Origin of the sequence: Sphaerotilus sp. (assembly GCF_031429695.1) — a bacterium.
Taxonomy (GTDB): Bacteria; Pseudomonadota; Gammaproteobacteria; order Burkholderiales; family Burkholderiaceae_C; genus Sphaerotilus.
This window is the reverse complement of the sequence record NZ_JANPAB010000017.1, coordinates 67,913-94,291: the sequence shown is the minus strand read 5'-3', so window position 1 is coordinate 94,291 and position 26,379 is coordinate 67,913. Positions and strand designations below refer to the sequence as shown.

Below are 26,379 nucleotides of genomic sequence, written 5' to 3'. Positions count from 1 at the left end.
TGCGCCCTGCTGCTGCCGTGCTGTTCCGACGTTCCTGCCGAAGTTCCTGTCGGATGCTGGTGCTCGCCGCGGCGCTGGCGGGGCTTGGTCTGCCAGCGCAGGCTGAAAAGGCCGACAGCGAGCAGGCGCTCACTTTTGACGCGGGCCGCATGGTGCTGGACGGCAAGCGCAAGATCCGCACGCTCAGTGGCGGCGTCGAGATCACCCGCGGCACGCTGGTGCTCAAGGCGGCACAGATCGAGCTGAAGGAAACCGCGCAGGGGCAGTTCGCCACGGCCACTGGCGCCGACGGCCAGCCGGCCACCTTCCGCCAGAAACGCGAAGGCCTGGACGAGATCGTCGAGGGCCAGGCCCGGCGCATCGAGTACGACACCGTCACCGAGACCGTGCGCTTCATCGACCAGGCGCAGGTGCGCGTGCTGCGGGCCGGTGCGCCGGCCGATCAGGTCACCGGGCAGACCATCGTCTACAACCACGCCCGCGACGTGTTCGAGGTGCAGGGCGGTGGCGGCACCTCGGCAACCGGTGGCGCCGGCGGGCGCGTCAAGGGCGTCGTGACGCCACGCAAGTCCACGGGCGCGGCCGCCGACCCGGTGAGCCCGGAGACACCGCGTTGACCGAAATCCGCAGCGAAATCCGCAGCGATGGCCGCAGTTGCCTGGAGGCCGAGGGCCTGCAGAAGCGCTACGGCGCCCGGCTCGTCGTCAAGGACGTCCACCTCTCGGTGCGCAGCGGCGAGGTGGTCGGGCTGCTGGGGCCGAACGGCGCGGGCAAGACGACCAGCTTCTACATGCTGGTCGGGCTGGTGCGCGCCGACGCCGGCAGCATCCGCATCGACGGCGCCGAGGTGCAGCGCCTGCCCATCCACCAGCGGGCACGGCTCGGGCTGTCGTATCTGCCGCAGGAGGCGTCGATCTTTCGCCGCCTGACGGTCGAGGAGAACATCCGTGCCGTGCTGGAACTGCAGCACGGCGCGGACGGCCGACCGCTCGGCGCGGTGCGCATCGAGGCGCTGCTCGATGGCCTGCTCCATGACCTGTCGATCGAGCGGCTGCGCGCCAGCCCCGCGCCGGCCCTGTCCGGCGGCGAGCGCCGGCGGGTGGAGATTGCCCGGGCACTCGCCACGCAGCCACGGTTCATCCTGCTGGACGAGCCGTTTGCAGGGGTCGATCCGATTGCGGTGATCGAGATCCAGCGCATCATCGGTTTTCTCAAGGCGCGCGGCATCGGCGTGCTGATCACCGACCACAACGTGCGCGAGACGCTGGGCATCTGCGACCGCGCCTACATCATCAGCGAGGGCCGTGTGCTGGCCGAGGGAACCCCGGCGGCCATCGTCGAGAACCCGGACGTGCGCAAGGTCTACCTCGGCGAACACTTCCGCATGTGATTCCGATTCCGGTCCCGACCCCATGAAACCCTCCCTGCAGGTCCGCCTCTCGCAGCACCTGGCGCTGACGCCACAACTGCAGCAATCGATCCGGCTGCTGCAGCTCTCGACGCTGGAGCTGCACCAGGAAGTCGAGCAGATGCTCGAAGCCAATCCCTTCCTGGAAGTCGATGAAGAGGGGGTCGCCCAGGACCGCCCGATGGCCGATGCCACGCTGGCCCCGCCCGAACGCAGCACCACCGCTGCCGACGAGTGGGACAGCAGCGAAAGCACGGCGGCGTCCAGCAGCAGCACGTCGGAGGTCGAAACCCCCGGCGTCGACCAGCTCGATTTCAGCAGCAGCGGCGACAGCAATGACTGGGACAGCAGCAGCGAGCGCGAGGACTACGACAGCCTCTCCGACGTGTCCGGCGCCCGCAGCAACGCCGTCGAGGACGAGGACGGCGACTGGCGCGAGCGCTCCAGCCTCACCGAAAGCCTCAACGACCACCTGCGCGGCCAGTTGCTTGGCATGCGGCTGGCGAGCGAAGACATGCTGCTGGTCGAGGCGCTGATCGACTCGCTCAACGAGGACGGTTATCTGGCCGATCTGCTGGAGGACATCGCCGAGCGGCTGGCGATCGAGCTGTCGATCGGTGACACACCCGGCGACGAGGAAGCCGCCGCGCTGCGCGAGGAGCTGACCGACCGGCTGCGCTGTGCCCTGGGCTGGTTGCAGAACCTGGAACCCTGCGGTGTCGGCGCCCGGGATCTGGGCGAATGCCTGGTGCTGCAGCTGCGCGAATGTGCCCGCACCGAGGCACAGCGCGTGGCCATCCTGGTCTGCCAGGGCCACCTGGAGCTGCTGGCCCGGCGCGACATGAAAAAGCTCATGGCGGCCACCGGCGCGGACGAGGACGACATCCGCGACGCCCAGACGCTCATCCGCACGCTGGAGCCGAAACCCGGCCGCCGCTTCACCCGCGCCGAGGCCAACATCGTCGTGCCGGACGTGATCGTGCAGAAGGCGGGCCGCGGCTGGCGCGTCGTGCTGAATCCGGACGTGATGCCCAAGCTGCGCATCAACGACCTCTACGCCCAGGTCCTGCGCCAGCACCGCAGCCAGCGCCACGGCGACGCGGGCGGCGCCACGCTGGCGGTGCGGCTGCAGGAGGCGCGCTGGTTCGTCAAGAACATCCTCCAGCGCTTCGACACCATCCAGCGCGTCTCGCAGGCCATCGTCGAGCGCCAGAAGGGCTTCTTCACCCACGGCGAGATCGCGATGAAGCCGCTGGTGCTGCGCGAGATCGCCGACGAGCTGGGGTTGCATGAATCGACCATCTCGCGCGTGACCACTGCCAAGTACATGAACACGCCCTTCGGCACCTTCGAGCTGAAATACTTCTTCGGCTCGTCGCTGAACACCGAGGCGGGCGGCAATGCGTCCAGCACGGCCGTGCGGGCGCTGATCAAGCAGTTCGTCGCCGCAGAGGACCAGAAGAAACCGCTGTCCGACAGCCAGCTCAGCACGATGCTGGAGGAACAGGGCATCCAGGTCGCCCGCCGCACGGTGGCCAAGTACCGCGAGGCGCTCAAGATCGCACCGGCCAATCTGCGCAAGGCGATCTGAGTCGAGGGTCTGCGCGTGGCACGGTTCTGGTGCGTCGCCAACGGCGAACGGACCATCGCCGGGCAGGCTTCGTAGTTACCCTGACCGCGCGTGGTGCACGGTCGGGCCGGGCAGGACAAGGTGTGCAGCGGCGGTGTGCGGATGTTGGCGAATCATCCGGCATGGCACATGCAAGGCACTGAAGGCACTCAGGAGCCCGACATGCACGACCCCGTTCGCCACCAGATCGCCAGCCGTATCCACGATCTGCTCATGCACGAGATGGGTGAGGATGTGGACATCCACCTCATGCTCGGGCCGCCCGAATACGCCCGCGCGGTCCTCAGCCTGTGTCGGGCCTGCGGCAGCGCGGAACTGGGTCGGTTGGCCGAGCAGTTCCTGATGACCCAGACGCCGCTGCCGCTGCGGGCCGCTGTCGTCAGTTCGTCGTTGTTGACGCGCCGCTGAAACGCGCCATCAGCCCCCGCAGCAGTGCCCGCACGTGGCGCAGCAGCCAGAACGTCAGTCCCAGCATCACCACCACGGCCACGCCAAGTCCGACCACGGCCCACATCGGCTGGACCCACGACAGCCACAGCATCGCAGGCACTGCAGCGTCCCCTGCCAGCGACAGCCCCCAATTGCTGAAGGGCTCGGGCGAGGTGTTGACCGCGGCCCGTGTCGTTGCTTTGGCCACATGCGAGGTGGCCGCCAGCGTGCCGCCGAGCACGGCCGCGGCCATGGACCACGCGCCCTCGTCCCCACCGAAGACCGACGCGGCCAGCGCCGCACCCGCCGGGATGCGCACGAAGGTGTGCAGCATGTCCCAGAAGGAATCGAGCCCGGGGATCTTGTCGGCGAAGAACTCCGCCGCCAGCATCAGCCCGCTGGCCCCGAGCACCACCGGCTGCTGCAGCCATTGCAGGCCTGCTGGCAAGGGGATCCAGCCGAGGTGGCCGGCCAGTCCGGTGCAGAACAGCACCGCGTACAGCCGCAGCCCGCTGGCCCAGCCCAGCGTGGCGGCGATCGACATCAGCTCCGGGGTGCCGAGGGCAGGGGTCATGGCAGCGTTCCTCTGGTGGGGGGATCGCCGCGATGGTAGCCGGCTCAGGGCACCCGGACGGTGGCTGAGGTCAGCACCTGGAGGGCGCCCATGAACCGGGTCAGCCGGGGCCCTTCCAGGAACACGTCAGCGTTCGGGCCATCGACCAGTCCGACGAAGAGGTCGTGCCCGGCGTCGGCCTGCTGGGCCTGCACCAGGCGCGACTCGATGCTGTCGTCCAGCACCACGTGGCGCACGTCCACCAGCCGCACGCGGTCGGTGCGGTGGACGCGGCTCAGGCGCTGCATCAGCAGCGCCGGGTTCCACGGGCGGTCGAGGTGGACGATGGCGGTGGCGGCGTGGCGCAGGCCGAGCTGTCCGCCGCGCTCATCGTCGCTGCACAGCATCACGCGCAGCTCCGGGGCCTGCTGGAACTCGCTGACCAGCGCCCGCCGGGCGTCGCCGACCAGTTCGGGGCCGAGATGGCGGAAGTCAGTGCCACGGGCCTGCAGCGTGGCACCGAGCCGGTCCAACGCCTCAGGCCATTGGCTGAACACGACCACCTTGGTCTCGGCCGCCTGCAGCGCCGTGTCGATGGCCTGCAGCGCGGCCTCCGGTTTGTCCTCCTGGCCGCACTGGCGCAGCGTGTGCAGCGTCTGGACCAGCGCGCGCTGTTCGCGGCTGCCGATGAACTGGCTGCGCTGCCAGCGTTGCACGCCGCGCTGGAGCTGACCAAGCAGCGTGTCATGCCGCGTGCGGGCTTCTGGTGCGAGGCCGACCCGCGTGGTCTGCTCGACCGTCTCTGGCAATTGGCGCAGCACCAGCGTGCGCGAGCGGCACAGCATCCACGGGGCCAGCGCGTCGAGGTGCCCGCCCTGCAGCGCCGCCACAGCGCCGAAATGGCCGTCGTCGATCCAGTCCAGCATGGCCTGCCAGGCGTCGGGGCGGTCGTCCAGCGGCGTGCGGGCCAGCACGATCGCCCACGGGCTGGCGAGCTGCCGCAGCGCAGCCCGGTGGGCGGGCTGCGCCCATGGCGAGGCGGCGGGGTCGCTCGGCTCGTCGATGAGCACCACGTCGGCGTCGAGTGCGCGCAGGCCCTCCAGCCCCAGCGCCTCCGTGAGGGTGGCCAGATCGGCGAACACGGGGGTGATCGGCGTGTCGGCGCCGGCCCACGCCTGCCACTGGGCTTGCCAGTGCGCCAGCCGCTCGGGAGGACACAGGACCAGCGCCCGCTCCACACCGAAGCTCTTGCCCATCAGGCAGAGTGCGGCAATGGCCTGCACTGTCTTGCCCAGTCCGGCGTCATCGGCCAGCAGGCTGCGGCCGGCGCAGGCGGCGTAGAGCGCGGCTTCGGCCTGGTAGGGGCGCAGCGGGGCGGTGACCAGCGCGGCCAGCGCCGGACTGAGCGGGCCGAGCGGGTGCTGGCGCTCCAGATGATCGACCCGGGCGCGCAGGTCGCGGGCGCGGGCCAGCCAGTCCCAGACGTCGGCGCTGACCTGCAGCGTGTGGCGGTGCTCGCGCGCCAGCCGCACCAGCTCGACCAGTGCCAGATCGTTGACCAGCGGGGCGGCATCGGTCGGGGTAGCAAGCGCCTGTGCGGCAGTGTCGATGTCCGGCGGACAGGTGCGCCCTGCCGCCCAGTGCAGCTGGTGCCGCACGCCCTGCACCAGGGTGACCGCGCTGTGCAGCGGGCGCAGATCGGGTGGTGGCAGTGCGGGCGCTGGTTCGGCTTCCGGCTCAGGAACTGGCTCCGGTACGGTTTCCACCTCGGGCTGCACCACCGGCACAGCGGTTTTCTTGCGCGCCGGGGTGCGGCGTGTGGCTTTCTTCGCCGGCGCAGCAGGTTCGGGTTCTGCTGGAGGCGTGACGGGTTCGGCCTCAGGCGCGGGCATCTTGCGGGGCGCACGTTTGCGGGCGGGTGCGGGGGCTGCAGGCGTGTCGACCAGCTCGGAGTTCACTGGGCGGGCTGCCGTGCGCTTGCGGGCAGAAGGGGTCTTGCGGGGGGGGGAAGTTGACGCCATGGGGAGGGCAGTGCCAGCCGTGATTCGAAGTCCTGGAATTTGCCCGGGACTGTAGCTGGTATGGCCAGCCTGCCGTTGCTGGCGAGGGGTGGCCGGTGCGGGCGGGCGTCTAAGATGCGCCGCATCATGAAAACTGTCCTAAAGCTGCTGCTGTTCACCGTGGCAGCACTTCTGCTGTCGGTCGTGCTGATCGTCTGGCTGGCGCTGACCGATCGGCCGCTGGTCCAGCGCGACTCGGCAATGACTCCGGCCGATGTGGCCCGCGTGCGCGACCTGCTCGGTGCAGCGGATCCGCGCAAGCATCCGCAGGAGGGTGAAGTGGTCCGCACCTTCCACGCAGATGGCAACGACTTGGATCTGATCCTCAACGACGCCAGCCGGCGCTTGCTCCACGGGGCGGGCCGGGTCGTGCTGGAGGAGCAGTCCGCGCGGGTGCAACTGAGCGTGCAGTGGCGGGGCAGCCCCTTCGGCCAGTGGCTCAATGTCGAGGCACAAGTGCGCCAGACCCCGGGCTGGCCGGTGCTGGAGCGGCTGCAGATGGGTCGCGTGCCCGTGCCGAGCGGGCTGGCGCGCTGGCTGCTGGTGCAGGGCATCGCCCACTACGGTGTAACCGAGCAAGTGCAGACCGTGGTGGGCATGGTGCAGCGGATCACGCTGCAGCCGAACGAGGTGGTGCTGGACTACGTCTGGCGCCCGGACGGCTTGCGCACCGTGATGATGCCGCCGGCAGACCAGCAACGCCTGCGCGCCTATGTGGAGCGGCTCGCGCCGCTGGTGCGCAAGGGCCATGAGCCGGTGCCACTGGCTTCGCTGCTGCCGCCCTTGTTCGATCTGGCCCGCGGGCGCGCCGATGCTGCGGGCGGCAGCGACGAGGCCGCCGCGCAGGAAAACCGCTCGGCACTGATCGCGCTGGCACTCTACGCCACTGGCCAGAGCCCGTCGCGCTTCGTGCAGGAGGCGAGGCACTGGACCAAGCCGCTGCCGCGTCCGGTGCTGCTGCGCGGGCGCGAGGACTTCGCGATGCACTTCCTGGTCTCGGCGGTGCTGGCGGCCGAAGGTGGTGGACGGCTGGCCGACGCGATCGGGCTGTACAAGGAAATCTCCGACTCCCGCGGCGGTAGCGGCTTCAGCTTCAACGACATCGCCGCCGACCGCGCCGGCACCCGCTTCGGCCAGATCGCCGTGCGCGACCCCCGGCGCCTGCAGGCTGGGCTGTCCAAGGGGGTGACCGACGATGACTTCATGCCCGGCGTGGCCGACTTGCCCGAGTTCCTGAACGAAGCCGAATTCAAGACCACCTACGGCGAGATCGGCGCGCCGGCCTACGAGCGGATGCAGGCCGAGATCGAGCGCCGCGTGGCGTCCCGGCCGCTGCTGCACTGACCCTGCATTTCCCCCCATGCACACCCTGACCGCCCTGCGGACGGGCGCCCTGGCCAGCGCCCGCCGCCTCGACCTCGCCTGCGGACTCACCGAACTGCCCCGCGAAGTCTTCGATCTGGCCGACACGCTCGAAGTCCTGAACCTCTCGGGCAACCAGTTATCCACATTGCCCGATGACCTGCCACGGCTGCACCGGTTGCGCGTGGTCTTCTGTTCGGACAACGCCTTCACCACGTTGCCAGGGGTGTTAGGAAGCTGTGGACAACTGGAGATGATCGGCTTCAAGGCGAACCGGATTTCCCACGTTCCGGCCAAGTCCCTGCCCCCGCGGCTGCGCTGGCTGATCCTTACCGACAACGCGGTCGAGACGCTGCCCGGCACCCTCGGCGAGCGCCCGCGGCTGGAGAAGCTGATGCTCGCCGGCAACCGCCTGGCGCACCTGCCCGACCTGTCCTCCTGTGGACAACTCGCGCTGCTGCGATTGGCCGCCAACCGGCTCCAGACGCTGCCAGACTGGCTGTTGTCCATGCCTCGACTGGCCTGGCTGGCGCTGGGAGGCAACCCGGTTTTCCACAAACTTTCCCACAATGTCCACAGGGCGGAATTCCCCAGGATCTCATGGGAGGATCTGCAGATCCACCGCGTACTGGGCGAAGGTGCTTCCGGAGTTATCCACAAGGCAGAGTGGAAAAAAAGTGAACAGTTATCCACAGCTGTGGCAGTGAAGCTGTTCAAGGGAACGATGACCAGCGACGGCCTGCCGGACAGCGAGATGGCCGCCACGCTGGCCGCCGCGGGACATCCCGGACTGGTCGGCGTGGAGGGCGTTGTCCACAACCCCGCCGACCCCACGCCGGGTCTGGTGCTGCCGCTGCTCGACTCGACGTTCCTGCCGCTGGCCGGGCCACCGAGCTTCACATCGTGCAGCCGTGACGTCTACCCGGATGGCTTCTCCCTGCCTGTGGACAAGCTGTTGACAATTACCCGTTCGGTGGCCGGTGCGGTGGCGCATCTGCACGCCCGCGGCCTGGTGCATGGCGACCTCTATGGCCACAACATCTTGTGGAATGGTGTGGACCGGGCCTTGCTCAGCGACTTTGGCGCCGCATCGTTCTTTGATCCGGACGACCGCGCCACGGGCGATGCGCTGCAGCGTCTGGAGGTGCGCGCCTTCGGGTGTTTGCTGGAAGAACTGCTGGCGGCGGTGGATAACCCTGACGATCCCCGCTGCACGTTGCTCGTCGGGTTGCGCGATGCCTGCCTGCAACCGCGGGTGGCGGATCGGCCGCTGTTCTCAGATCTCGCCGCTGCGCTGGCCACTGTCGGCTGACGCGGCCTCTGCGGTCTCGGCCGTGGCCGCGAGGTGGCCGACGAACGCGCCGAACGCGGCCAGCAGCGGCGCGTAGCGAGCAGGGGCTTGTTCGAGCTGCGCCAGCGCGAGGCAGGTGGCTTCGAGTGTGGATAACTGGTCCGGGCGGTGCGCCTTGCGGACCGTGTACTGCGACGGCGGCGGTGCCACCAGCGCGAGCCGCGGGAGGCGCTGCAGGGCCAGGTTCAGGTGCAGCAGCTTGCGGCTCTTGCGCCAGGTACCGTCGAGCACGACCAGCCGCAGCCGCTCTCCCGCGGGGGGAATCAGTGGGTTATCCACAGCCTGAGCGGCCCCCGGTTCGTCCGGATACAGCAGCACGCTGGTCCGGCCACCCGCGTGCAGCAGCGTCTCCAGCGCGGTGGCATCGAATTGCTCTCCTGTGGATAACTGGCTGTACGCCAGACTCCGGTGCAGCAATTGCGCACTGCCCTTGGCCTGCCCGACTTCGAGCGGATGCTGCAGGATCAGCACCTCGACCACGTTATCCACAGGCGTGACCCAGCGGCACAGGCAGGTGCGCAGCGGGCGGGCGCACTGTGGACAAGTCGGTCGGCGGGGGTGTTCCATGGCGGACAGCGGGCGAAGGCGGATTGCGCGAAGATGTCCACATGATCGCCGTTTCCGTCCTCGACCTCGCCCCCATCGCCCAAGGCAGTGATGCCGCGACCGCGCTGCGCCACGCTCTCGACCTCGCGCAGCACGCCGAACGCTGGGGCTACCGCCGCTACTGGCTCGCCGAACACCACAACATGGCCGGGCTGGCCTGCTCCGCCACCGCCGTGCTGATCGGCTACATCGCAGGCGGCACGGCGACGATCCGCGTCGGCTCCGGCGGGGTGATGCTGCCGAACCATGCGCCGCTGGTCGTCGCCGAACAGTTCGGCACGCTGGCCACGCTGTACCCCGGCCGCATCGATCTTGGCCTCGGCCGCGCACCCGGCACCGACCAGGCCACCGCGCGCGCAATGCGTCGCCACCAGCACAGCAGCGACGAGGACAGTTTTCCACAAGATGTGATGGAACTGCAGCGCTACCTCGGCGAGCCGGAAGCTGGCCAGACCGTGCAGGCCATCCCCGGCACAGGCACGCACGTGCCGATCTGGTTGCTCGGATCGTCGCTCTACGGTGCGCAACTGGCCGCCTACCTGGGTCGTCCGTTCGCCTTCGCCTCGCATTTCGCGCCGGACTTGCTGATGCAGGCACTGGATATCTACCGCAGCACCTACCGGCCCTCGGTAAGTTATCCACAGCCCTACGCGATGGTTGGCACCAACGTGATCGCGGCCGACACCGACACTGAAGCGCAAAAGTTATTCACATCGCTGCAGCAACGCTTCCTCGGCATGGTGCGCGGCCAGCGTGGCCCGCTGCCGCCACCTGTGGACAACATGGACGCGCTGTGGAGTCCGGTCGAGCGCAGGCAGGTCGAGCGGATGCTGTCGGTGGCGGTGGTCGGCTCGCCGGAAACGGTGACGCAGGGGCTGCGGGCCTTGGTCGAACGCACGGGCGCGGACGAACTCATCATCGCCGGCGCCATGCACGACCACGCGGCGCGGCTGCGCTCCTACGAACTGATCGCGCAGTGCGCCGCCAACGTGGTGCCCGCCGTCAAACTTTGAGCGGCACGTCCTCGATGTGTTCGTAGACCGGCAGACCGCGTGCGCGGGCGTGCGCCACGTCCTGGTCCGCCCCGCGCGATGCGCCGGGAATCCGCAGCACCGCGTCGCAGCGCGACAGCAGCCGCTCCGCCACCGGGTATTGGTACTGGTGGAACACCGCGTCGCCGTGTTCCTGTCCACCCGCCGCGTGGATGATCGGCAGCGCCACCCACTCGCCGATCATCGCCAGGTGCCCGCGCTCGTACAGCGGCAGCGCGGTGGCTTCCATGCGGGCCATGTTCGCGGCGATGCGCTGCGGGTCGCCGTCGGTGCCGGAGAGGTAGGGGCCGGCGATCAGGATCAGCAGCGTTCGGTCGGTGGTGGGGGTCGTGGGTGTGTTGGCGGTTGTCATCGTGCAGGCTCGTGCATAAACGTGAATGTTCGTGCAATCTACTATGATCCCGGCACCATGTCCACGACCCTCCTCACCCGCCAACGCCAGCAGTTCATCCTCCAGCGCCTTGCCCGCGACGGGCAGGTCGTCGCCAAGGCGCTCAGCGAGGAGCTGCAGACCTCCGAGGACACGGTCCGCCGCGACCTGCGCGAACTGGCGCGCGAAGGCCGGTTGCAGCGGGTGCATGGCGGCGCGCTGCCGGCGTCGGCGGCGATCGGCGACATGGCGGTGCGCCGGCAGGTGGCGCCGGATGCGAAACAGGCGCTGGCGCGGCGGGCGGCGGCGCTGGTCCAGCCGGGGCAGGTGGTCTTGCTCGATGGCGGCACGACCACGGCGGCGCTGGCCCGCGCCCTGCCGCCCGAGTTGCGCGCCACGGTCGTCACCCACAGCCCGACCATCGCGGTCGAACTCGGCGAGCGCGGCGACCACCCGCACATCGAGGTCATCCTGCTCGGCGGCCGGCTGTTCAAGCACTCGATGGTCACGGTGGGCGCGACCACGATCGAGGCCGTGCGCCACATCCGGGCGGATCTCTACTTCATGGGCGTCACGGGCATCCACGCCGAGGCGGGGTTGAGCACGGGCGATTTCGAGGAAGCGGCCATCAAGCGGGCCTTGCACGAACGTGCAGCCGAGACGGTGGTGATGGCGTCGCCGGAGAAGCTGGGGGCGGCGTCGGCGTATGTGATCGCGCCGGCGGCGGAGGTGGCGACGCTGGTGGTCGCAGCGGACACGCCGGAGGGGGTCGTGGGTCCGCTGCGGGCGCTCGGGATCGGCGTGTTGCGGGCGTGAGGATCAGCCGCTCAGGCCATCGGCCTTGAACATCGCCTTGATCCCCCGCACCGCCTGCCGGATCCGCCCCTCGTTCTCGATCAGCGCGAACCGCACATGGTCATCGCCGTGGTCGCCGAAGCCGATGCCCGGCGAGACGCAGACCTTGGCCTTCTCCAGCAACCGCTTGGCGAATTCGAGCGAGCCAAGGTGGGCATACCGCTCGGGGATCTTCGCCCAGATGTACATCGACGCCTTCGGGCATTCGACGTCCCAGCCGATCTCGCGCAGGCCCTTCACCAGCACGTCGCGGCGCTTCTGGTAGGTCGCGGCGATGTCCTTCACGCACTGCTGGTCGCCTTCCAGCGCGGCGATGGCCGCCACCTGCAGCGGCGTGAACGTGCCGTAGTCGTGGTAGCTCTTGATGCGCGCCAGCGCGGCGACGAGGTCCGGGTTGCCGACCATGAAGCCGATGCGCCAGCCGGCCATGTTGTAGCTCTTGCTCAGCGTGAAGAACTCGACCGCGATGTCCTTGGCGCCGGGTACCTGCAGGATCGACGGCGCCTTCCAGCCGTCGAAGCAGATGTCGGCGTAGGCCAGGTCATGCACGACGAGGATCTCGTGTTTCTTGGCCAGCGCGATGACGCGCTCGAAGAACTCCAGCTCGACACACTGCGCCGTCGGGTTGCTCGGGAAGCCGAGCACCATCATCTTCGGCTTCGGGTAGCTGCCGCGGATGGCCTTTTCCAGCTCGGCGAAGAAGTCCACGCCCGGCACGTTCGGCACCGAGCGGATGTCCGCGCCCGCGATCACCGCGCCGTAGATGTGGATCGGGTAGCTCGGATCCGGCACCAGCACGGTGTCGCCGCGGTCGAGGGTGGCGAGCATCAGGTGCGCCAGCCCTTCCTTCGAACCGATGGTGACGATGGCCTCGCTGTCCGGGTCGATGTCGACGGCGTAGCGGTCCTTGTACCAGTGCGAGATCGCGCGGCGCAGGCGCGGAATGCCCTTGCTGGCCGAGTAGCCGTGGGTGTCGGGGCGCTGGGCGACCTCGGTGAGCTTGGCGACGATGTGCGCGGGGGTGGCGCCGTCGGGGTTGCCCATGCTGAGGTCGATGATGTCCTCGCCACGGCGGCGCGCGGCGAGCTTCAGCTCGGCCGTGATGTTGAAGACGTAGGGGGGAAGGCGATCGATGCGCGCAAAGCGGCGCTTGCCCGAGGAAGAGCTGGAAGACATTTGGCAGTGGCTTTCACGTAAGCGCCCGGAACCGTCCGAGCGACGTTGGCTGCTGGGCAGCCGGGGGCCATGTTAGCAGCGGTGCCGGCGTTTTCGCCCGCCCGCCGTCCGCAGATCACCGCACCGCCGCGACCACCTGCCACAGCGACCACGCCATCCACAGCGACTGGAGAAACGGTGACCACATGCCCCGGGGCCTCAATCCAGCGAGATGCCCGTCCATCCGGGCCGGCCGCAGCCTCAACCCATCAGCTTGCGGTACTGCACGAAGCCGCTCTTGTCGGCGATCCGGTCGTACAACCGCATCGCGTCGAGATTGGTCTCGTGGGTCAGCCAATGCACGCGCGACGCTCCGGCCTGCGCTGCGGTGGCGTAGACATACTCGATCAGCGCCCGGCCGATGCCCTGGCCGCGGTGCTCGGGCGCAGCGTAGAGGTCCTGCAGGTAGCAGTAGTCGCCGGTGGTCCAGCAGCTGCGGTGGTAGAGGTAGTGGACGATCCCCACCAGCTGGCCGTCGATCTCGGCGACGGCGCAGTGCATCGGCTCGTCCGCCGTGTGGAAGCGCTCCCAGGTCGTCGCGGTGACCTGGTCCGGGAGATCGGTGCGGTAGAAGGCTTGGTAGCCCTTCCAGAGCGGCAGCCACTGCGCGTGGTCATCGGGGCGTGCGAGTCGGATCAGCATGCGGAACCTTCCGTTCAGGGATGAGTGGGTCATGGTAGCGAGCCGCTCCCCGGCACCTCGATCGGCAGCCGTCCCTGCGCCTTCACCTCCCGCAGCACCATGCTCGACCGCACATGCGTGACCCCCGGCAGCTTGAACACCGTGTCGTGCAGGAAGCGGTCATACGCCTTGATGTCGCGCACCAGCACGCGCATCACGTAGTCGCTCTGCCCGGTCGTGCTGTAGCAGCTCACGATCGGCGGGCAGGCGGCGACCTCGCGCTCGAAACGCTGCACCGTGTCCTCGGTGTGCGGCGAGAGGTTGACCTCGGCGATCACGCACAGCCCGAGCCCGACCTGCTCGCGGTCCACCAGCGCGGTGTAGCCGGTGATGACGCTGCGTGCCTCCAGCTCGCGCAGCCGCTTCCAGCACGGCGTCGTGGACAGGCCGGTGCGTTCGGCGATCTGGGCGATGGACTGGCGCGAGTCGCGCTGCAGCTCGGTCAGGATCAGGGCGTCGCGGCGGTCAAGTTCGTTCATTCGCCTGTCTCCGCAGCAATGGGTCTGCACATTCCGATTTATAGCGAAACCAAGGGAAGAAAAGAACCAATCGACGGGCGCCAGCCTCTAAAGTTTTCCGACAAGACGATCCATGCGATCGACGGAGACTTGAATGACCACCCTGCTGAACCCGGCCCCTGCGCTGCGCACCGACTACCGCCTGACCGACAACCTGTGGGGCACCGCGGGCACGGTCTTTCTCACCGGCACGCAGGCCCTGGTGCGGCTGATGGCGATGCAGAAAGGCCTCGACACGCAGCGCGGCCTGCACACCGCCGGCTTCATCAGCGGCTACCGCGGCTCGCCGCTCGGCATGGTCGACCAGCAGGTGTGGAAGGCGCAGCCGCGGCTGGACGAACTCGGCATCCGCTTCCTGCCCGCGATCAACGAGGAGCTGGCCGCCACCGCCGTGCTCGGCACGCAGCGCGTCGAGGCCGACCCGCAGCGCACGGTCGAAGGCGTGTTCGCGCTCTGGTATGGCAAGGGGCCGGGCGTGGACCGGGCTGGCGACGCGCTCAAGCACGGCAACGCCTACGGCTCGTCCCCGCACGGCGGCGTGCTGGTCGTCGCGGGCGATGACCACGGCTGCGTGTCGTCCTCGACGCCGCACCAGAGCGACCAGGCCTTCCAGGCGTGGAGCGTGCCGACCGTGTCGCCCGCGACGGTGGCGGAGATGCTGGAGTTCGGGCTCTACGGCTGGGCGCTGTCGCGGTTCTCGGGCGCGTGGGTCGGGGTCACGGCGCTGTCGGAGGTGGTGGAAAGCGCCACGACGGTGGACCTCGACCCGCTCGCGCAGCGCGTGTCCGCCTGGCAGGACGCTGACACCGTGCGCGCCCGCACCGGCTACACGCCGCCCGCCGACGGGCTGCACTACCGCTGGCCCGACCTGCCCTCGCTGACCATCGAGGCGCGGCTGCACGCCAAGCTCGATGCGGTGCGTGCCTTCGCCCGCGTCAACCCGATCGACCGCACGGTGATCGCGTCCGAGCGCGCCACGTTCGGCATCGTCACCGCGGGCAAGGCGCATGTCGATCTGATGGAAGTCTTCCGCCGGCTCGACCTGTTGCCGGAGCAGCTTGCCGCGGCCGGACTGCGGCTCTACAAGGTCGGGCTGACTTACCCGGTGGAGCCGACGCGGCTGACCGACTTCGCCGCAGGGCTGCGCGAGATCCTCGTCATCGAGGAAAAGGGGCCGGTGGTGGAGACGCAGTTGCGCGAGCTGTTCTACAACGCGCCTGCCGACCAGCGCCCCGCCCTGCTCGGCAAGCGCGACGCGGCGGGCCAGCCGCTGGTGTCGGCACTTGGCGAGCTGCGGCCGTCGCGGCTGATCGAACTGGTCGCGCGCTGGGTGGCCGAGCGGTTTCCGGCGCTGGACCGGCGCCACCTCGTCGTCGATTTCACGCTGCCGGCGCTGCTGCACAACGACGCCGACGGCGTGCGGCGGGCGCCGTATTTCTGCGCCGGCTGTCCGCACAACACGTCCACGAAAGTGCCCGAGGGTTCACGGGCGCAGGCCGGCATCGGCTGCCACTTCATGGCGACCTGGATGGACCGCGACACCGAGGGCCTGATCCAGATGGGCGGCGAGGGCGTGGACTGGGTCTCGCACGCGATGTTCACCCGCGAGCCGCACGTCTTCCAGAACCTCGGCGACGGCACCTACTACCACTCCGGCTACCTCGCGATCCGGCAGGCCGTGGCGGCCAAGGCGACGCTGACCTACAAGATCCTCTACAACGACGCGGTGGCGATGACCGGCGGCCAGCCGGTGGACGGCGTCACCAGCGTGGACCGCATCGCGCGGCAGGTCGAGGCCGAGGGCGTGCGGCAGGTGGTTGTCCTGAGCGACGACATCACCAGGTACGACGGCCAGCACGGCCAGTTCCCGCCCGGCACCACCTTCCACGACCGCAGCGAACTCGACGCCGTGCAGCGCCGCCTGCGCGCCGTGCCGGGCGTGACGGTGCTGATCTACGAGCAGACCTGCGCGGCAGAAAAGCGGCGGCGGCGCAAGAAGGGCGAGCTGGTCGATCCGCCGAAGCGGCTGTTCATCCACCAGGCGGTGTGCGAGGGCTGCGGCGACTGCACGGTGCAGTCGAACTGCGTCGCCGTGCTGCCTGAGGAGACGCCGTTCGGCCGCAAGCGGCGCATCGACCAGTCGAGCTGCAACAAGGACTATTCCTGCGCCAAGGGCTTCTGCCCGAGCTTCGTCGGCGTGGTTGGCGGGCGACTGAAAAAGCACGTCGGCGCGCTGGTCGGCGCGGCCGGGGCGGACAGCCTGTTCCGCCGCCGCATCGACGCGCTGCCGCTGCCGGCGCCGCATGTCTGGGAGGCGCCCTACGACCTGCTCGTCACCGGCGTCGGCGGCACGGGCGTGGTCACGGTCGGCGCGCTGATCGCGATGGCCGCGCACCTCGAAGGCCGCGCCGCCAGCGTGCTCGACTTCATGGGCTTCGCGCAGAAGGGCGGCGCGGTGCTGAGCTTCGTGCGGCTGGCGGACCGGCCGGAGCGGCTGCACCAGGTGCGCATCGACGCGCAGCAGGCCGATGCGCTGCTGGCCTGCGATCTGGTGGTCGGCGCCTCGGCGGATGCGCTGCAGACCGTGCGCCACGGCCGCACCCGCGTGCTCGCCAACACGCACGAGACCCCGGTTGCCGAATCGCTGCACAACCCCGATGCGAGCCTGAAGGCGCCGCTGCTGCTGCAGAAGATCGCGCACGCGGCTGGCGCTGACCGGGTGCGCACGCTCGACGCACAGCGGCTGGCGCAGGACTTCCTCGGCGACGCGATCGTGTCGAACATCGTCGCCCTGGGCTTCGCGTGGCAGGCCGGGCTGGTGCCGGTGGCCCTGGCGGCGATGCAGCGGGCGATCGAATTGAACGGCGTGGCGGTGGAGAACAACCTGAACGCCTTTGCGCTCGGGCGGCTGGCGGCGGCGGACCCGGCGGCGTGTCGGGCGCTGCTGGACGAACCGGCCGAGGACGCGCCCGTGGTCGAGCCGCTGGACGCCCTGGTGGCCCGTGGCATGGCGCACTTGACCGGCTACCAGAACGCCGCGTGGGCGCAGCGCTGGCGTGCGCTGGTGGACGAGGTGCGCGCCCGCGAACCCGGTCTGCCGGGCGGCGCCGACCAGCCGCTGACCCGCGCCGTCGCGACGCAGTTCCTGCGGCTGATGTCCTACAAGGACGAGTACGAAGTGGCCCGGCTCTACACCGACCCGGCGTTCCGGCAGGGACTCGACGCGCAGTTCGAGGGCGACTTCCAGCTCGAATTCCACATGGCCCCGCCGCTGCTCGCCCGCCCGAAGGACGGCCAGCCGCCGCGCAAGCTGCGCCTCGGCGCGTGGCTGCTGCCGGCGATGCGCTGGCTCGCCAAGGGCAAGGCGCTGCGCGGCACGGCGCTCGATCCGTTCGGCCACACGGACGAGCGCCGAACCGAGCGCGGGCTGATCGTCGCCTACGAGGCCCGCGTGCGCGCGCTGCTCGCCACGCTGGCGGCGGATGCGTCACCCCAGCGGCGTGCGCTGGCCGTGCAGATCGCCAGCGTGCCGCACACGGTGCGCGGTTTCGGGCATGTGAAGCTCGCCAACCTCGCGCTGGCGCGGGTGCGGGAGGCGGAGTTGCTGCACCGCTTCGATCCGGCGGCGTATCCACAGCCTGCAGGGGCTGGCTTGCCGGTGGCGGGGCAGTTCAAGGGGATTCCGGTGACGGTGGGGTGAGCGGGGGGAGTTTTTCCTCAATCGCACAGATATTTAGTTAGATCAGATGAAAGGAATCGTCTTGAATGACTAGAATTCTGTGCAAATGAATCCTGACTGCACGATCCAGCTCTTCACTGCAGGCGCCTGGCGCGACGTGGGCAGTGTCAGCCTGTTTGCACCTCCGCAGCAGGGCTGGCGCGCCCACAGCTACACCGGGTACGACGTGGCCTGGGCTGTCGAGCATGAGGGCGCGCGCGATGCCCATGCGTTCACTTGCCGCTTTCCGGTCGGGCTTGCACCCCTGGAATTGCCGCACTGGCCGGTGTTCCTGATCGACCTGCTGCCGCAAGGTTTTGGCCGGGAGGAAATGCTGCGGCGCTTGAACCTGCCGGAGACGGCGGCCGAGCCGGCGGACTGGCCGCTGCTGCTGGCTGGGGCAGCGAATCCGATCGGGCACCTGCGCATCCGCGAGGCGGCTGAGTGGCTGGCCAACCGGGCGGGTGAGCGCTGCGGCTTCACGGATGAAGAAGTCGCCGAGCGCGGTGGCGACTTCACCGATCACCTGGGGGCACATGGCCTGTTCGTGGCGGGTTCGTCCGGTGTGCAGGGCGAGTGGCCGAAGCTGCTGCTGACAAGGGCAGCAGACGGCCTGCTGTACCTGGACCATACGCTGCCCGACGCCGAGGCGCACACGCACTACATCGTCAAGTTCGGCCGGGGGCGCAGCGAGCCGCTGGCCGAGATCCTGCGCCACGAGGCGGTCTACATGGGGTTGGCGCAGCGGCTCGGGTTGCGGGTGCACGCGCCGCTGGTGCTGCGCGAGCGGGCGCTGTTCATTCCTCGGTTTGATCGCCGCGTCGGTGCGGACGGGGTCGAGCGGCTGGCCCAGGAAAGCATCGCGTCGCTGACCGGCACGGCCGGGTTCGGCGCCGTGCCGAGCCATGACGCGGTCTGTCGGCAGCTTGTGCAGCGCTGTGCGGATCCGCAGGCGGAGGTGCTCGAATACCTGCGGCGCGACGTGGCGAATCTGGCGCTGGGCAACAAGGACAACCACGCCCGCAACACGGCGCTGCAGCGGGATTTCAGCGGGCACGTCGCGCTGTCGCCGCTGTTCGATTTCGCGCCGATGTTCCTGCACCCGGACGGCATCGGGCGGCGGATGCGCTGGGTGGACAACGACGCGGGGCGGCCGGACTGGTCGCGGGTGCTGGACGCCGTCTGCCAAGACAGCGAGCCTGGGCCGGCTGGGCGGCACGCGGCGCTGGACCGCACACTGTTGCGCGATGGACTGCGGCAGATGGCCCCGGCGCTGGCCGACGTCGGGCGCGAGGGCGCGGCGATGGGGCTGTCTGCCGCGGTGCATGCCCTGCTGCATCCCGGCATCGAGTCGCTGGCCCGCCAGCTCGACGGATTGCGCTGAACCGACCATGGACAAGCGCTACCACCCTCTACCCGTCAGTGAACAGATGCGGCTGCGCCGCCAGGCCATCGAGGCCGTGCTTGCCCACCCTGAGTGGACGCTGGCCGACGCGATCCGCCACCTGAAGACGACCATGCGCCTGACCAGCGCCGAGCTGGCGAGGCTGGCGGGTGTTTCGCACCGCACGGTGCAGGACATCGAGCAAGGCCGCAGCGAAGGCACGGTACAGACGATGAACCGGCTGCTGGGGATCGTCGGGCTGAAGCTGGGGGTGGTGCGGCGGGTGTCGGGGGATCAGGGTGGGGATTGATCGGGCATGTCGAGCGGATCAGTGCCCGTGTCGGGCCGGTCTTCGCCGATCGCCACCGGGCGGCCATCCTGCCAGACCACGGCGTAGTGGCCGAGGCGGCGTTTGCGGTCCAGGGTGCTGGTGACGGCGGCTTGCAGGGCCGCCAGCAACTGCGCGGTCTCGATGAGCGGTTGGGCCGGAATGGCTGGGGTCGGGTTGTTCACAGGCCAGCCTCTTTCATCAGGTGGTCAAACAGTTCAGGGCGGTAGATGTGGCGCTGCTGGCCTTGCTGCTCGAAAACCAGTTCGGGCGCAGTGTGGCGGTTCATGAAGCAGCGCGTGCTGTCCACGGCGCCGGCATAGGCGGTCAGCAGGTTGAACAGGCTGCGGGGAAAGCGCCGTGCCAGATCAGGTCGGCGTTGATGAAGCGCCGCACCGCGGTGACAGCGGGCAGGGACGCCAGCGCGAAAGTGGTCTTGCCAGCGCCATTCGGGCCTGCCATGACAAGGCATACCGGGGTGGTGGGGGTGATCGTCGGGGAGGTCATGCGGGGTTTGGCAACGGGCACGCGGATGGTAAACCGATAGAAAAATCCCCAACTGAGGACTTGTCGCCCGCACTTTCCAAGGTACCGGAGAGAGGGAAGGAGGGAGCGAAGGGGCAAGCCTCGACCCAGCACGCCGCGGCGGTGAAGCCAAGCAGGCGCGTCGGGCTGGCCCCTGGCGGAACGGCTGGACCTGCACCATCGGTCGGTCAGTCGGTCGCTACGGGGGTCGCGGGCGGTTTCGACGCCCGCGACAGGCTGCATTCAAGGCCCGAACGCCCCACCACACCCGTTGCAGCTTGCAGCCTCTGGGTCGCCGGTCTCGTGGTTCCCGCTCTACCGGCGTGGGTGGCCCGCACGCCGAGCCGGGACGCGCACAGGGGGCGACAAGTCTGTGAAGAGAACCCCTGTGGCGTGACGTGCAAACGTGCGAGCGCCGACGTGCGCCCCGCAGTGGTGGGGGCGCTCGGAGTCGGTCAGTCCGTCGTGGGCGGGGTCAGCTCAGGCGGGGTGGGCGGGGATGCCAGCGGTCAAGGGCGATGACGCGGAAGGTGCGTTCGCGCAGGGTGAGGCGGCGCAGCCAGCAGGGGCGCAGGCGGGCGAAGGTGAAGGCGCAGGGGTGGTGGTGCATCGTCGCGCTCCCGGTCACAGGCCCAGACGGCGGGCGGTGTAGGGATGGACGAAACGCTCTTCGGCCGTGGGCTGCGAGGCGGGGCCGCCGGCCAGCCGGGTGCCGAGGTCGCAGCGCCAGGCGATGACGGCCAGCAGGTCGCCGAGCACGCGGTGGACCGCGGCGGGTTCGGTGGAGGAGGCGACGAGTTCGCGCAGGCTGTCGAGGTCGGCGGCGATGTCGGAGAACAGGTCGGCGAGGCCGGGGATGTGGGCGTCGTCGGGCGTGGGGGCGCCGAGGGAAACGGGGGTGTCAGCCATGAAGGGCTCCAAGCGACAGGATATGAACCTGCTGCTCCTCCCTGCCAAGAGAGGGGCGGCAGACCGTGCGGGTTGGCAGACCGGGCTTGGACCGGCAGGGGTTGCCCCCTCCCGCACGGCCCGCCATAGACGGAACCGTGGGCACAGCTCACATCGTACTGACGTGAAAAAGCCGCGTTGGGCGCGGCTGCTGCGCCAAGCTACCGGGCTGCCAAGCCCGTGCTCGCAGTGTGTGCGAGCGACGCGGATCGTACATCAACAACGGCGGAAACCGCCGCATCTGTCGATCAGACTTTGAATTGGAACCGCCGGTAGTCCCCCAGGCGTTCGGACTCCTTGACGCTGTCGTGAGGAATCAGCAGGTACATCCACGACTTTGCCCCCACGGATGCGGCATGGTCCGAGGCGTGTTGGCACCACTTCGCTGCCGCCGCTGCCTTGGCCTGCACTTCCTGCGTGTCGATGTCCGTGCGTGCCTTGGTCTCGGCCATGAAAATGACCGAATCCGTTTCCACGACAAAGTCCGGCACGTATTCGGGCTGCTCCGCCCCGAGCTTGTAGTAGATCTGGAACTGCCCCTTGGCGGGCTTCATCCATTTCAATGCGTCGCGCTCCAGAAGGACGGCAAACCGGCGTTCCGTGTCCGAGTCGAATTTCTGCAGGGGATACAGGCAGCGTTTGAATTCGCCGAACAGCATCTGCTTGATCTTGCCCAGATCGGTCACGGTTTCGCGGATGGTCAGGACGGGCTGCCCTGCCGTGGCGGTGTAGTTGCACGGCTTCAGTGCAGTGAAGCCCCGGCTGACTTCGACCGCGTAACCCGTGGCGGTCTCCCAGAAATGCGCGAGCATGTCCGCACGGATCAGGCGGGCCAGCTCGCCTCCGAACGTGTCCAGAATCTGGTGAAGCTCGCTGTCGGCGTATTTTTGCTGCTGATAGTGCGTGACCGCCTGCCCGGCGAGGTCGTACAGCAGTTCGGCCTGCGTGAAGTAATCAATGTCGTCAAAGTCCACCAGCTTCTTGACGATGTAGTCTTCCAGCCGGTTTTCCCGGATGCCGCTTTCTCGGTTCAGGGTGAACTGGTTGTTGGTCCGCAGTTCCTGCCCGACGATTTCACGCTCACCCGGCTGGTAGTTGGGCAGGGTTCCCAGCTTGAAGGGGTGGAATCCCGTGGTGACTTCACCCGTCGGCACCACCGTGATGCGCGGAATGTCGATGGTCTGCTGGACCACGACGGCGGTGGTTCGTGCGACCACGGCGGAAATATCCAGTGGTGGCGCACTGGCACCTGCATCGGGTTCTGCCAACAAGCTGCCTTGGCTGGGCTGGAGCTGGGCGGTGACTTCGGCCAGGATCTGGCGCTGAATTTCCGGGGTCAACAAGGCGCTGCTGGTCGGGACCAGATCGCGCTTGACCTCGTAACGCCCGATGACCTCCATCACCACGCGGGCGGCCTGTTTCTCCGCCTCAGTAGAGAAGAACGGGGCAGGCTGAACGGCTTGGTTGGCGCCAGCCGATGCGGTGGTTGCAGTGGTATTGGCCAGCCCCAGTGCGGTCATGGCGCCTGAGCTGACCTGCACGCTGATTTTCTTCTCGGCCGCATTGGGGGCGTCAAGAATCACCTGCTTGAGGCGTATCGGTGAATCCCCCCGGTTGGCCTCGTCGATGATGTCCTGAAACTTGTCGTGCGCGACGATGTTCAGCCGGTCCACGGTCGCCACGCCGGTACGTTTGCCATAAGGCAGGCGCAGCCCTCGGCCGATGGATTGCTCGATCAGCGTGCGTGCATTGGCGGCCCGCAGCGGCACGATGGTGTAGAGGTTGGTGACATCCCAGCCTTCCTTGAGCATGTTGACGTGAATCACGATCTCGGTGGACGAGTCCGGGTTTTCAACTTCCAGCAGCCGCTTGATCATGTCCTCTTCTTCGGCGCCCGTCTTCGAGGAATCAACCTGAATCACCTTGCCCTGATACCGTCCTTCGTAGAACCGATCCGATTCCAGCAGGGTCTTGAGCTGTCCCGCATGGGTGGTATCGCGGGCGATCACCAGCATGAAGGGCTTGACCTCCTTGACGCCATTTTCTCGGGCGTAGGTCAGCAGGTCGGCCTTGGTGCTTTCATGCAGGCGGATACCGTCTTCCAGCTTGATTTTTTCAACCTCTTCCGGCGTGTGGTCCTTGGCGTTGAAATTGCGCTGCGTGACGGCGGCCGGTTCCTTGACAAAACCATCGGCCATGGCGCGAGACAGCGGGTAGTCCATCACCACGTTCTTGAATGGAACGGGGCCGCGCGTGGTTTCCACAAAAGGGGTCGCGGTGACTTCCAGCCCGAACAGCGGCCGGAGTTCGTTGATGGAGCGCATGCCGGCCTGGGCGCGGTAGCGGTGCGATTCATCCATCAGCAACACGAGGTCTGGCAGGTTGGCCAGGTGGTCAAAATAACTGTCGCCCAGCACTTCCTTCATCCGCTTGATGCGTGGCTCCTTGCCGCCGCGCACCTCGGAATTGATCTTGGAAATGTTGAAGATGTTGATCCGCACATCGTGGGCGAACCCTGCCGGCTGGTCTTGCACGACGGCGCCGGTCTGGTCGTAGTTGTCGCCCGTGATGACCAGCGGGGGTTGCTGGGCAAACTCGGCGATGCCCTTGAACACGTATTTCGGCGTGTTGCGGGTGAAGTCCGTGATCAGCTTGTTGTAGATGGTCAGGTTCGGCGCGAGCACGAAGAAATTGTTGATGCCGTGCGCCAGGTGCAGGTAGGCGATGAAGGCGCCCATCAGCCGCGTCTTGCCCACTCCGGTGGCGAGCGCGAAGCACAGCGAAGGAAACTCCCGCTCGAAGTCTTGCAGCGTTGGGAATTCGGCCTTCAGCGTGGACAGCAAGGCGGTCAGGTCGCGCTGGTGGCCGAGCATTTCGGGGGCGGCTGACAGCGCCTGGATCAGTTTGGCGAGTGACTCGGACTGCGGGGGGCGCAGTGACAGACGGCCGTTGACGTGGTGTTGCGCGCGGGTGTCGTTCATGCGCTTTTCCCCTGCTGGCGCAATTGGTCGGCGGACAGTTTGATGATTTCTTCGCCCTGCACGATCACGATGCCGGTGTCGGTTTGCAACGCGGTCTGGCGGGCCAGTGCGGCGGCGCGCTGGATGGCTTGCAAGGAGGTGCGCAGGTCCGGGTCTTTGGCCTGGGACAGTTCTTGTAGCGTCATTCGGTTTCTCCCCATTCAATCAGCACGGGCTGGGCGCCGGCGTTGTCGTACAGCGCCCAGGCGTGAACGCTGGGGCGGTAATGTTGATGAAAATTGCGGATGCCGGCGTCAAAGCGGCGTCGGATCACATCCGGTTCGATGTTGTGACCGCCTTGTCTGACCCGCGCTGCCACGCGGGCAATGGCCGCTTCTGCCGTGGGCAGGGCCAGGAAAAACAGGCTGATGTGGTAACCCAGCGTGCGCCATTCGCGGATGTGGCGCAGGTAGGTCAAACCGGACAGGGTGGTTTCCAGGGCGAAGCTGTCGCCGCGCTGGGTGCATTCGGCGATTTCTTGCAGCATCAAGCGGCCGGCTTTGAGCGCGGCGGCTTCTGGCGCGAAAGGCGAGAGGCCGGCGGCGATCAGGTCGGCATTGATGAAGCGCGGGCATTGCGCCTCGGCCGGCAGGAACGAGCGGGCGAACGTGGTTTTGCCCGCGCCGTTGGGGCCGGCGATGATGATGATTTTTTTCTGCGGAGTCATGGGGCGTTGTCGCCGAACATGTCCTTGGTGCCGATGTCGGCGGGTGGTTTGCCGCGCCGTGTTGCGGTGCCTGTGGTGGCTGGGTCAGCCGCTGGTGTTGGAGCGGCCAGCGGGAGGTTTGCCACGTTCAGGCTGTAGTCGTCGTGGCCCCATTCGCAGCGGGACAGCACCATCTTGGGAATCTTCTTCAGCGTCAGGTTCGGCCAGCGGTCGGCGGCTTGGGCGGCGGTGATGCCGTGGAAGGCGGCGCAGCACACCAGCAGGCTGTTGTCGCTGCCTACGTCGTCCGAGATGGCTTGCAATTGCTCGGCGGACAGGTTTTGCGTGGTGACATAGAGAAAGTCTCGCTCGCTGGAATGGCCTTGTTGCCACCAGCGGATTTCTGATGGGGCGTAGGTGAAGCCCTCCAGTTTGCACAGGGCTTCGGCCAGTTGGGCGGCGTTGTATTCGGGGTTGATTACTGGGTTGCCCCAGCGGTCATTAACTATCAAGCTCGGAGCGAGTTTGTAGTAACGAAAACCGCCGCCGCCTTGCCAGCAGGTGGTTTCTGTCACGCCGCCTTGGTCGGTGCCGTCGATGACTTTCTTCAGCCGGGGAATCACATGCGTGTGGCAATGCTCGCCCAGCTCGACCATGATCCAGCGCCGGCCCATCTTGTGCGCCACGGCGCCAGTGGTGCCGGAGCCGGCGAACGAGTCCAGAATTAAATCCCCTGGGTTTGTGGCGATATTAATTAATCTCTCGATTAACTTTTCTGGCTTCGGTGTGTCGAAAGATGATTCACCTGGAAATAGTAGTCGCATCTCATTTTTTGATGTGCGATTACTGCCTACATCTGTTTTTGACCATAGGGTTCGTGGGACAAGGTCACTGACTTCGGATAAATATCTTTTGATACTTGGCCGGGCGTCTTTTTTGGATCCCCACCAGATTCGGTTGTCTTTGTCGAGTTCCCAGAATTTTTCTTCTGAAATTCTCCAGTACCTCCCAGGTGGGGGCTGAAATTCTCGGCCAGTAGGGCCTGTGATTTTATATAGACCCTTTGAGTAAGGCTTGTTGGCAAACGGATCACCTGCAAGCCATGGCCCTCTGTAGTCGGAGTCTTGGTTTGTGTAAATTGAATTTGCTTCATCTGTTCTTGCTAGTCTCTTGGGTATCCAATCAGGATTCCTTGAGTAAATAAGAACATGATCGTGGTCTGTCGAAAATTGTCGTGCGGAATTTCTAGGAGAGTCTGATTTTTCCCAGATGACATTTGCAATAAAGCATTGACGGCTAAAAATCTCATCGCACAGAACTTTCAAGTAATGTGCTTCGTTATCGTCTATGGTGATCCATAGTGATCCGTCATCCGACAGCAGGCGCTTGATGATTTCAAGGCGGTCTCGCATCAGCCCCAGCCAGATCGAATGCTCCAACCCATCGTCATAATGCGTGAACGCGCTTCCGGTGTTGTACGGCGGATCAATGAACACACATTTTACCCGCCCCGAAAACTCCTGCTCCAGCGCCTTCAAGGCCAACAGGTTGTCCCCGAAGATCAGCCGGTTGTCGAACACATCGCCCGGCGACATCCGATGCGCGGCGTGATACGACTTCGACGGGTCTTCCAGCAGGATGCGAGGCTCCAGACGCGGGCGCTTTTCCTTGCCGATCCAGGTGAGTTCGAGTTTTTGTTTGGTCATGGAGTTGCTTTCAG

At 67.4% G+C, this 26,379-nt stretch carries 26 protein-coding genes; 11 read left to right on the top strand and 15 right to left on the bottom strand.

Features of this window, described 5'->3' with window-relative positions; translation table 11 throughout:
• The first annotated feature begins 53 nt into the window (after window positions 1-53).
• The 4 genes from lptA (at window position 54) to RMP06_RS04155 (ending at window position 3,446) form a co-directional block, all read left to right on the top strand.
• Window positions 54-617, top strand: a complete 564-nt coding sequence (lptA, locus tag RMP06_RS04170) for a lipopolysaccharide transport periplasmic protein LptA (protein ID WP_310460523.1) — start codon at window positions 54-56, stop codon at window positions 615-617.
• A complete protein-coding gene (lptB, locus tag RMP06_RS04165) occupies window positions 614-1,390 on the top strand; it encodes an LPS export ABC transporter ATP-binding protein (protein WP_310460522.1) in 777 nt (258 codons plus the stop codon). Before lptA ends, lptB begins: the two co-directional genes overlap by 4 nt.
• 22 nt (window positions 1,391-1,412) lie before the next feature.
• A complete protein-coding gene (locus RMP06_RS04160; RefSeq protein ID WP_310460521.1) occupies window positions 1,413-2,999 on the top strand; it encodes an RNA polymerase factor sigma-54 in 1,587 nt (528 codons plus the stop codon).
• A gap of 201 nt (window positions 3,000-3,200) precedes the next feature.
• Window positions 3,201-3,446 (top strand): hypothetical protein, encoded by a 246-nt coding sequence (locus RMP06_RS04155; RefSeq protein ID WP_310460520.1) that lies wholly within the window; start codon window positions 3,201-3,203, stop codon window positions 3,444-3,446.
• Here RMP06_RS04155 and RMP06_RS04150 read toward each other — a convergent pair.
• Together RMP06_RS04150 and RMP06_RS04145 are read right to left on the bottom strand one after the other, a co-directional pair.
• The gene (locus RMP06_RS04150; RefSeq protein WP_310460519.1) at window positions 3,418-4,041 is read right to left on the bottom strand and encodes a DUF4126 domain-containing protein; all 624 of its coding nucleotides are present in this window, start codon (window positions 4,039-4,041) and stop codon (window positions 3,418-3,420) included. The two genes, RMP06_RS04155 and RMP06_RS04150, sit on opposite strands and share 29 nt — an antisense overlap.
• A 44-nt stretch (window positions 4,042-4,085) precedes the next feature.
• Window positions 4,086-6,041 (bottom strand): SNF2-related protein, encoded by a 1,956-nt coding sequence (locus RMP06_RS04145; protein WP_310460518.1) that lies wholly within the window; start codon window positions 6,039-6,041, stop codon window positions 4,086-4,088.
• Between the two features lie 126 nt (window positions 6,042-6,167).
• Here RMP06_RS04145 and RMP06_RS04140 point away from each other — a divergent pair, with 126 nt between their 5' ends.
• The gene (locus RMP06_RS04140; RefSeq protein WP_310460517.1) at window positions 6,168-7,424 is read left to right on the top strand and encodes a hypothetical protein; all 1,257 of its coding nucleotides are present in this window, start codon (window positions 6,168-6,170) and stop codon (window positions 7,422-7,424) included.
• 16 nt (window positions 7,425-7,440) lie between these two features.
• A complete protein-coding gene (locus RMP06_RS04135; protein WP_310460516.1) occupies window positions 7,441-8,754 on the top strand; it encodes a leucine-rich repeat-containing protein kinase family protein in 1,314 nt (437 codons plus the stop codon).
• Here RMP06_RS04135 and RMP06_RS04130 read toward each other — a convergent pair.
• Window positions 8,719-9,360 carry a tRNA-uridine aminocarboxypropyltransferase gene (locus RMP06_RS04130; protein WP_310460515.1) on the bottom strand — a complete coding sequence of 214 codons (642 nt, stop codon included), beginning with the start codon at window positions 9,358-9,360 and terminating at the stop codon, window positions 8,719-8,721. The genes RMP06_RS04135 and RMP06_RS04130 overlap by 36 nt on opposite strands.
• A gap of 41 nt (window positions 9,361-9,401) precedes the next feature.
• Here RMP06_RS04130 and RMP06_RS04125 point away from each other — a divergent pair, with 41 nt between their 5' ends.
• Complete coding sequence (locus RMP06_RS04125; protein ID WP_310460514.1) at window positions 9,402-10,412, top strand: LLM class flavin-dependent oxidoreductase; 1,011 nt, start codon at window positions 9,402-9,404, stop codon at window positions 10,410-10,412.
• On the opposite strand, the gene RMP06_RS04120 is transcribed toward RMP06_RS04125, so the two are convergent.
• Complete coding sequence (locus tag RMP06_RS04120) at window positions 10,402-10,803, bottom strand: DUF4406 domain-containing protein (RefSeq protein ID WP_310460513.1); 402 nt, start codon at window positions 10,801-10,803, stop codon at window positions 10,402-10,404. The genes RMP06_RS04125 and RMP06_RS04120 overlap by 11 nt on opposite strands.
• A 57-nt stretch (window positions 10,804-10,860) precedes the next feature.
• Here RMP06_RS04120 and RMP06_RS04115 point away from each other — a divergent pair, with 57 nt between their 5' ends.
• The gene (locus RMP06_RS04115) at window positions 10,861-11,637 is read left to right on the top strand and encodes a DeoR/GlpR family DNA-binding transcription regulator (RefSeq protein WP_310460512.1); all 777 of its coding nucleotides are present in this window, start codon (window positions 10,861-10,863) and stop codon (window positions 11,635-11,637) included.
• A gap of 3 nt (window positions 11,638-11,640) precedes the next feature.
• Here the strand turns inward: RMP06_RS04115 and alaC are convergent, their stop codons facing one another.
• The 3 genes from alaC to RMP06_RS04100 all read right to left on the bottom strand — a co-directional run bounded on the left by alaC (window position 11,641) and on the right by RMP06_RS04100 (window position 14,051).
• Window positions 11,641-12,852, bottom strand: coding sequence for an alanine transaminase (alaC, locus tag RMP06_RS04110; RefSeq protein ID WP_310460511.1), 1,212 nt, complete (start codon window positions 12,850-12,852; stop codon window positions 11,641-11,643).
• A 240-nt stretch (window positions 12,853-13,092) separates the two neighbouring features.
• The gene (locus RMP06_RS04105) at window positions 13,093-13,533 is read right to left on the bottom strand and encodes a GNAT family N-acetyltransferase (RefSeq protein WP_310460510.1); all 441 of its coding nucleotides are present in this window, start codon (window positions 13,531-13,533) and stop codon (window positions 13,093-13,095) included.
• Between the two features lie 29 nt (window positions 13,534-13,562).
• Window positions 13,563-14,051, bottom strand: a complete 489-nt coding sequence (locus RMP06_RS04100; RefSeq protein WP_310460509.1) for an Lrp/AsnC family transcriptional regulator — start codon at window positions 14,049-14,051, stop codon at window positions 13,563-13,565.
• A gap of 133 nt (window positions 14,052-14,184) precedes the next feature.
• Here RMP06_RS04100 and RMP06_RS04095 point away from each other — a divergent pair, with 133 nt between their 5' ends.
• The 3 genes from RMP06_RS04095 (at window position 14,185) to RMP06_RS04085 (ending at window position 19,502) form a co-directional block, all read left to right on the top strand.
• Window positions 14,185-17,790 (top strand): indolepyruvate ferredoxin oxidoreductase family protein, encoded by a 3,606-nt coding sequence (locus tag RMP06_RS04095; protein ID WP_310460508.1) that lies wholly within the window; start codon window positions 14,185-14,187, stop codon window positions 17,788-17,790.
• A gap of 85 nt (window positions 17,791-17,875) precedes the next feature.
• Window positions 17,876-19,192 (top strand): type II toxin-antitoxin system HipA family toxin, encoded by a 1,317-nt coding sequence (locus tag RMP06_RS04090; protein ID WP_310460507.1) that lies wholly within the window; start codon window positions 17,876-17,878, stop codon window positions 19,190-19,192.
• 7 nt (window positions 19,193-19,199) lie between these two features.
• The gene (locus tag RMP06_RS04085; protein ID WP_310460506.1) at window positions 19,200-19,502 is read left to right on the top strand and encodes a helix-turn-helix domain-containing protein; all 303 of its coding nucleotides are present in this window, start codon (window positions 19,200-19,202) and stop codon (window positions 19,500-19,502) included.
• Here RMP06_RS04085 and RMP06_RS04080 read toward each other — a convergent pair.
• From RMP06_RS04080 to RMP06_RS04045, 8 genes are all read right to left on the bottom strand, one after another.
• Window positions 19,487-19,705, bottom strand: coding sequence for a hypothetical protein (locus tag RMP06_RS04080; RefSeq protein WP_310460505.1), 219 nt, complete (start codon window positions 19,703-19,705; stop codon window positions 19,487-19,489). The two genes, RMP06_RS04085 and RMP06_RS04080, sit on opposite strands and share 16 nt — an antisense overlap.
• Window positions 19,706-19,847: 142 nt before the next feature.
• Window positions 19,848-20,027: a hypothetical protein gene (locus tag RMP06_RS04075; protein WP_310460504.1), complete on the bottom strand. Its 180-nt coding sequence runs from the start codon at window positions 20,025-20,027 to the stop codon at window positions 19,848-19,850.
• 493 nt (window positions 20,028-20,520) lie between these two features.
• A complete protein-coding gene (locus RMP06_RS04070; protein WP_310460503.1) occupies window positions 20,521-20,655 on the bottom strand; it encodes a hypothetical protein in 135 nt (44 codons plus the stop codon).
• 14 nt (window positions 20,656-20,669) lie between these two features.
• Window positions 20,670-20,954, bottom strand: coding sequence for a hypothetical protein (locus RMP06_RS04065; RefSeq protein WP_310460502.1), 285 nt, complete (start codon window positions 20,952-20,954; stop codon window positions 20,670-20,672).
• A gap of 287 nt (window positions 20,955-21,241) precedes the next feature.
• Complete coding sequence (locus RMP06_RS04060) at window positions 21,242-23,974, bottom strand: DEAD/DEAH box helicase (protein WP_310460501.1); 2,733 nt, start codon at window positions 23,972-23,974, stop codon at window positions 21,242-21,244.
• Window positions 23,971-24,159 (bottom strand): hypothetical protein, encoded by a 189-nt coding sequence (locus RMP06_RS04055; protein ID WP_251675782.1) that lies wholly within the window; start codon window positions 24,157-24,159, stop codon window positions 23,971-23,973. Before RMP06_RS04055 ends, RMP06_RS04060 begins: the two co-directional genes overlap by 4 nt.
• Window positions 24,156-24,680, bottom strand: coding sequence for an ATPase (locus RMP06_RS04050; RefSeq protein WP_310460500.1), 525 nt, complete (start codon window positions 24,678-24,680; stop codon window positions 24,156-24,158). The genes RMP06_RS04055 and RMP06_RS04050 overlap by 4 nt, the downstream gene beginning before the upstream one ends.
• Window positions 24,677-26,365, bottom strand: coding sequence for a site-specific DNA-methyltransferase (locus RMP06_RS04045; protein WP_310460499.1), 1,689 nt, complete (start codon window positions 26,363-26,365; stop codon window positions 24,677-24,679). The genes RMP06_RS04050 and RMP06_RS04045 overlap by 4 nt, the downstream gene beginning before the upstream one ends.
• Window positions 26,366-26,379 lie beyond the last annotated feature (14 nt).

Coding starts and splice junctions, on each gene's coding strand:
- RMP06_RS04125 (WP_310460514.1), top strand. CDS start 9,402: ATGATCGCCGTTTCCGTCCTCGACCTCGCCCCCATCGCCCAAGGCAGT.
- RMP06_RS04135 (WP_310460516.1), top strand. CDS start 7,441: ATGCACACCCTGACCGCCCTGCGGACGGGCGCCCTGGCCAGCGCCCGC.
- RMP06_RS04090 (WP_310460507.1), top strand. CDS start 17,876: ATGAATCCTGACTGCACGATCCAGCTCTTCACTGCAGGCGCCTGGCGC.
- alaC (WP_310460511.1), bottom strand. CDS start 12,852: ATGTCTTCCAGCTCTTCCTCGGGCAAGCGCCGCTTTGCGCGCATCGAT.
- RMP06_RS04160 (WP_310460521.1), top strand. CDS start 1,413: ATGAAACCCTCCCTGCAGGTCCGCCTCTCGCAGCACCTGGCGCTGACG.
- RMP06_RS04120 (WP_310460513.1), bottom strand. CDS start 10,803: ATGACAACCGCCAACACACCCACGACCCCCACCACCGACCGAACGCTG.
- RMP06_RS04085 (WP_310460506.1), top strand. CDS start 19,200: ATGGACAAGCGCTACCACCCTCTACCCGTCAGTGAACAGATGCGGCTG.
- RMP06_RS04145 (WP_310460518.1), bottom strand. CDS start 6,041: ATGGCGTCAACTTCCCCCCCCCGCAAGACCCCTTCTGCCCGCAAGCGC.
- RMP06_RS04105 (WP_310460510.1), bottom strand. CDS start 13,533: ATGCTGATCCGACTCGCACGCCCCGATGACCACGCGCAGTGGCTGCCG.
- RMP06_RS04115 (WP_310460512.1), top strand. CDS start 10,861: ATGTCCACGACCCTCCTCACCCGCCAACGCCAGCAGTTCATCCTCCAG.
- RMP06_RS04065 (WP_310460502.1), bottom strand. CDS start 20,954: ATGGCTGACACCCCCGTTTCCCTCGGCGCCCCCACGCCCGACGACGCC.
- RMP06_RS04045 (WP_310460499.1), bottom strand. CDS start 26,365: ATGACCAAACAAAAACTCGAACTCACCTGGATCGGCAAGGAAAAGCGC.
- RMP06_RS04140 (WP_310460517.1), top strand. CDS start 6,168: ATGAAAACTGTCCTAAAGCTGCTGCTGTTCACCGTGGCAGCACTTCTG.
- RMP06_RS04075 (WP_310460504.1), bottom strand. CDS start 20,027: ATGACCTCCCCGACGATCACCCCCACCACCCCGGTATGCCTTGTCATG.
- RMP06_RS04095 (WP_310460508.1), top strand. CDS start 14,185: ATGACCACCCTGCTGAACCCGGCCCCTGCGCTGCGCACCGACTACCGC.
- RMP06_RS04070 (WP_310460503.1), bottom strand. CDS start 20,655: ATGCACCACCACCCCTGCGCCTTCACCTTCGCCCGCCTGCGCCCCTGC.
- lptA (WP_310460523.1), top strand. CDS start 54: ATGCTGGTGCTCGCCGCGGCGCTGGCGGGGCTTGGTCTGCCAGCGCAG.
- RMP06_RS04055 (WP_251675782.1), bottom strand. CDS start 24,159: ATGACGCTACAAGAACTGTCCCAGGCCAAAGACCCGGACCTGCGCACC.
- RMP06_RS04155 (WP_310460520.1), top strand. CDS start 3,201: ATGCACGACCCCGTTCGCCACCAGATCGCCAGCCGTATCCACGATCTG.
- RMP06_RS04050 (WP_310460500.1), bottom strand. CDS start 24,680: ATGACTCCGCAGAAAAAAATCATCATCATCGCCGGCCCCAACGGCGCG.
- RMP06_RS04060 (WP_310460501.1), bottom strand. CDS start 23,974: ATGAACGACACCCGCGCGCAACACCACGTCAACGGCCGTCTGTCACTG.
- RMP06_RS04100 (WP_310460509.1), bottom strand. CDS start 14,051: ATGAACGAACTTGACCGCCGCGACGCCCTGATCCTGACCGAGCTGCAG.
- RMP06_RS04150 (WP_310460519.1), bottom strand. CDS start 4,041: ATGACCCCTGCCCTCGGCACCCCGGAGCTGATGTCGATCGCCGCCACG.
- RMP06_RS04130 (WP_310460515.1), bottom strand. CDS start 9,360: ATGGAACACCCCCGCCGACCGACTTGTCCACAGTGCGCCCGCCCGCTG.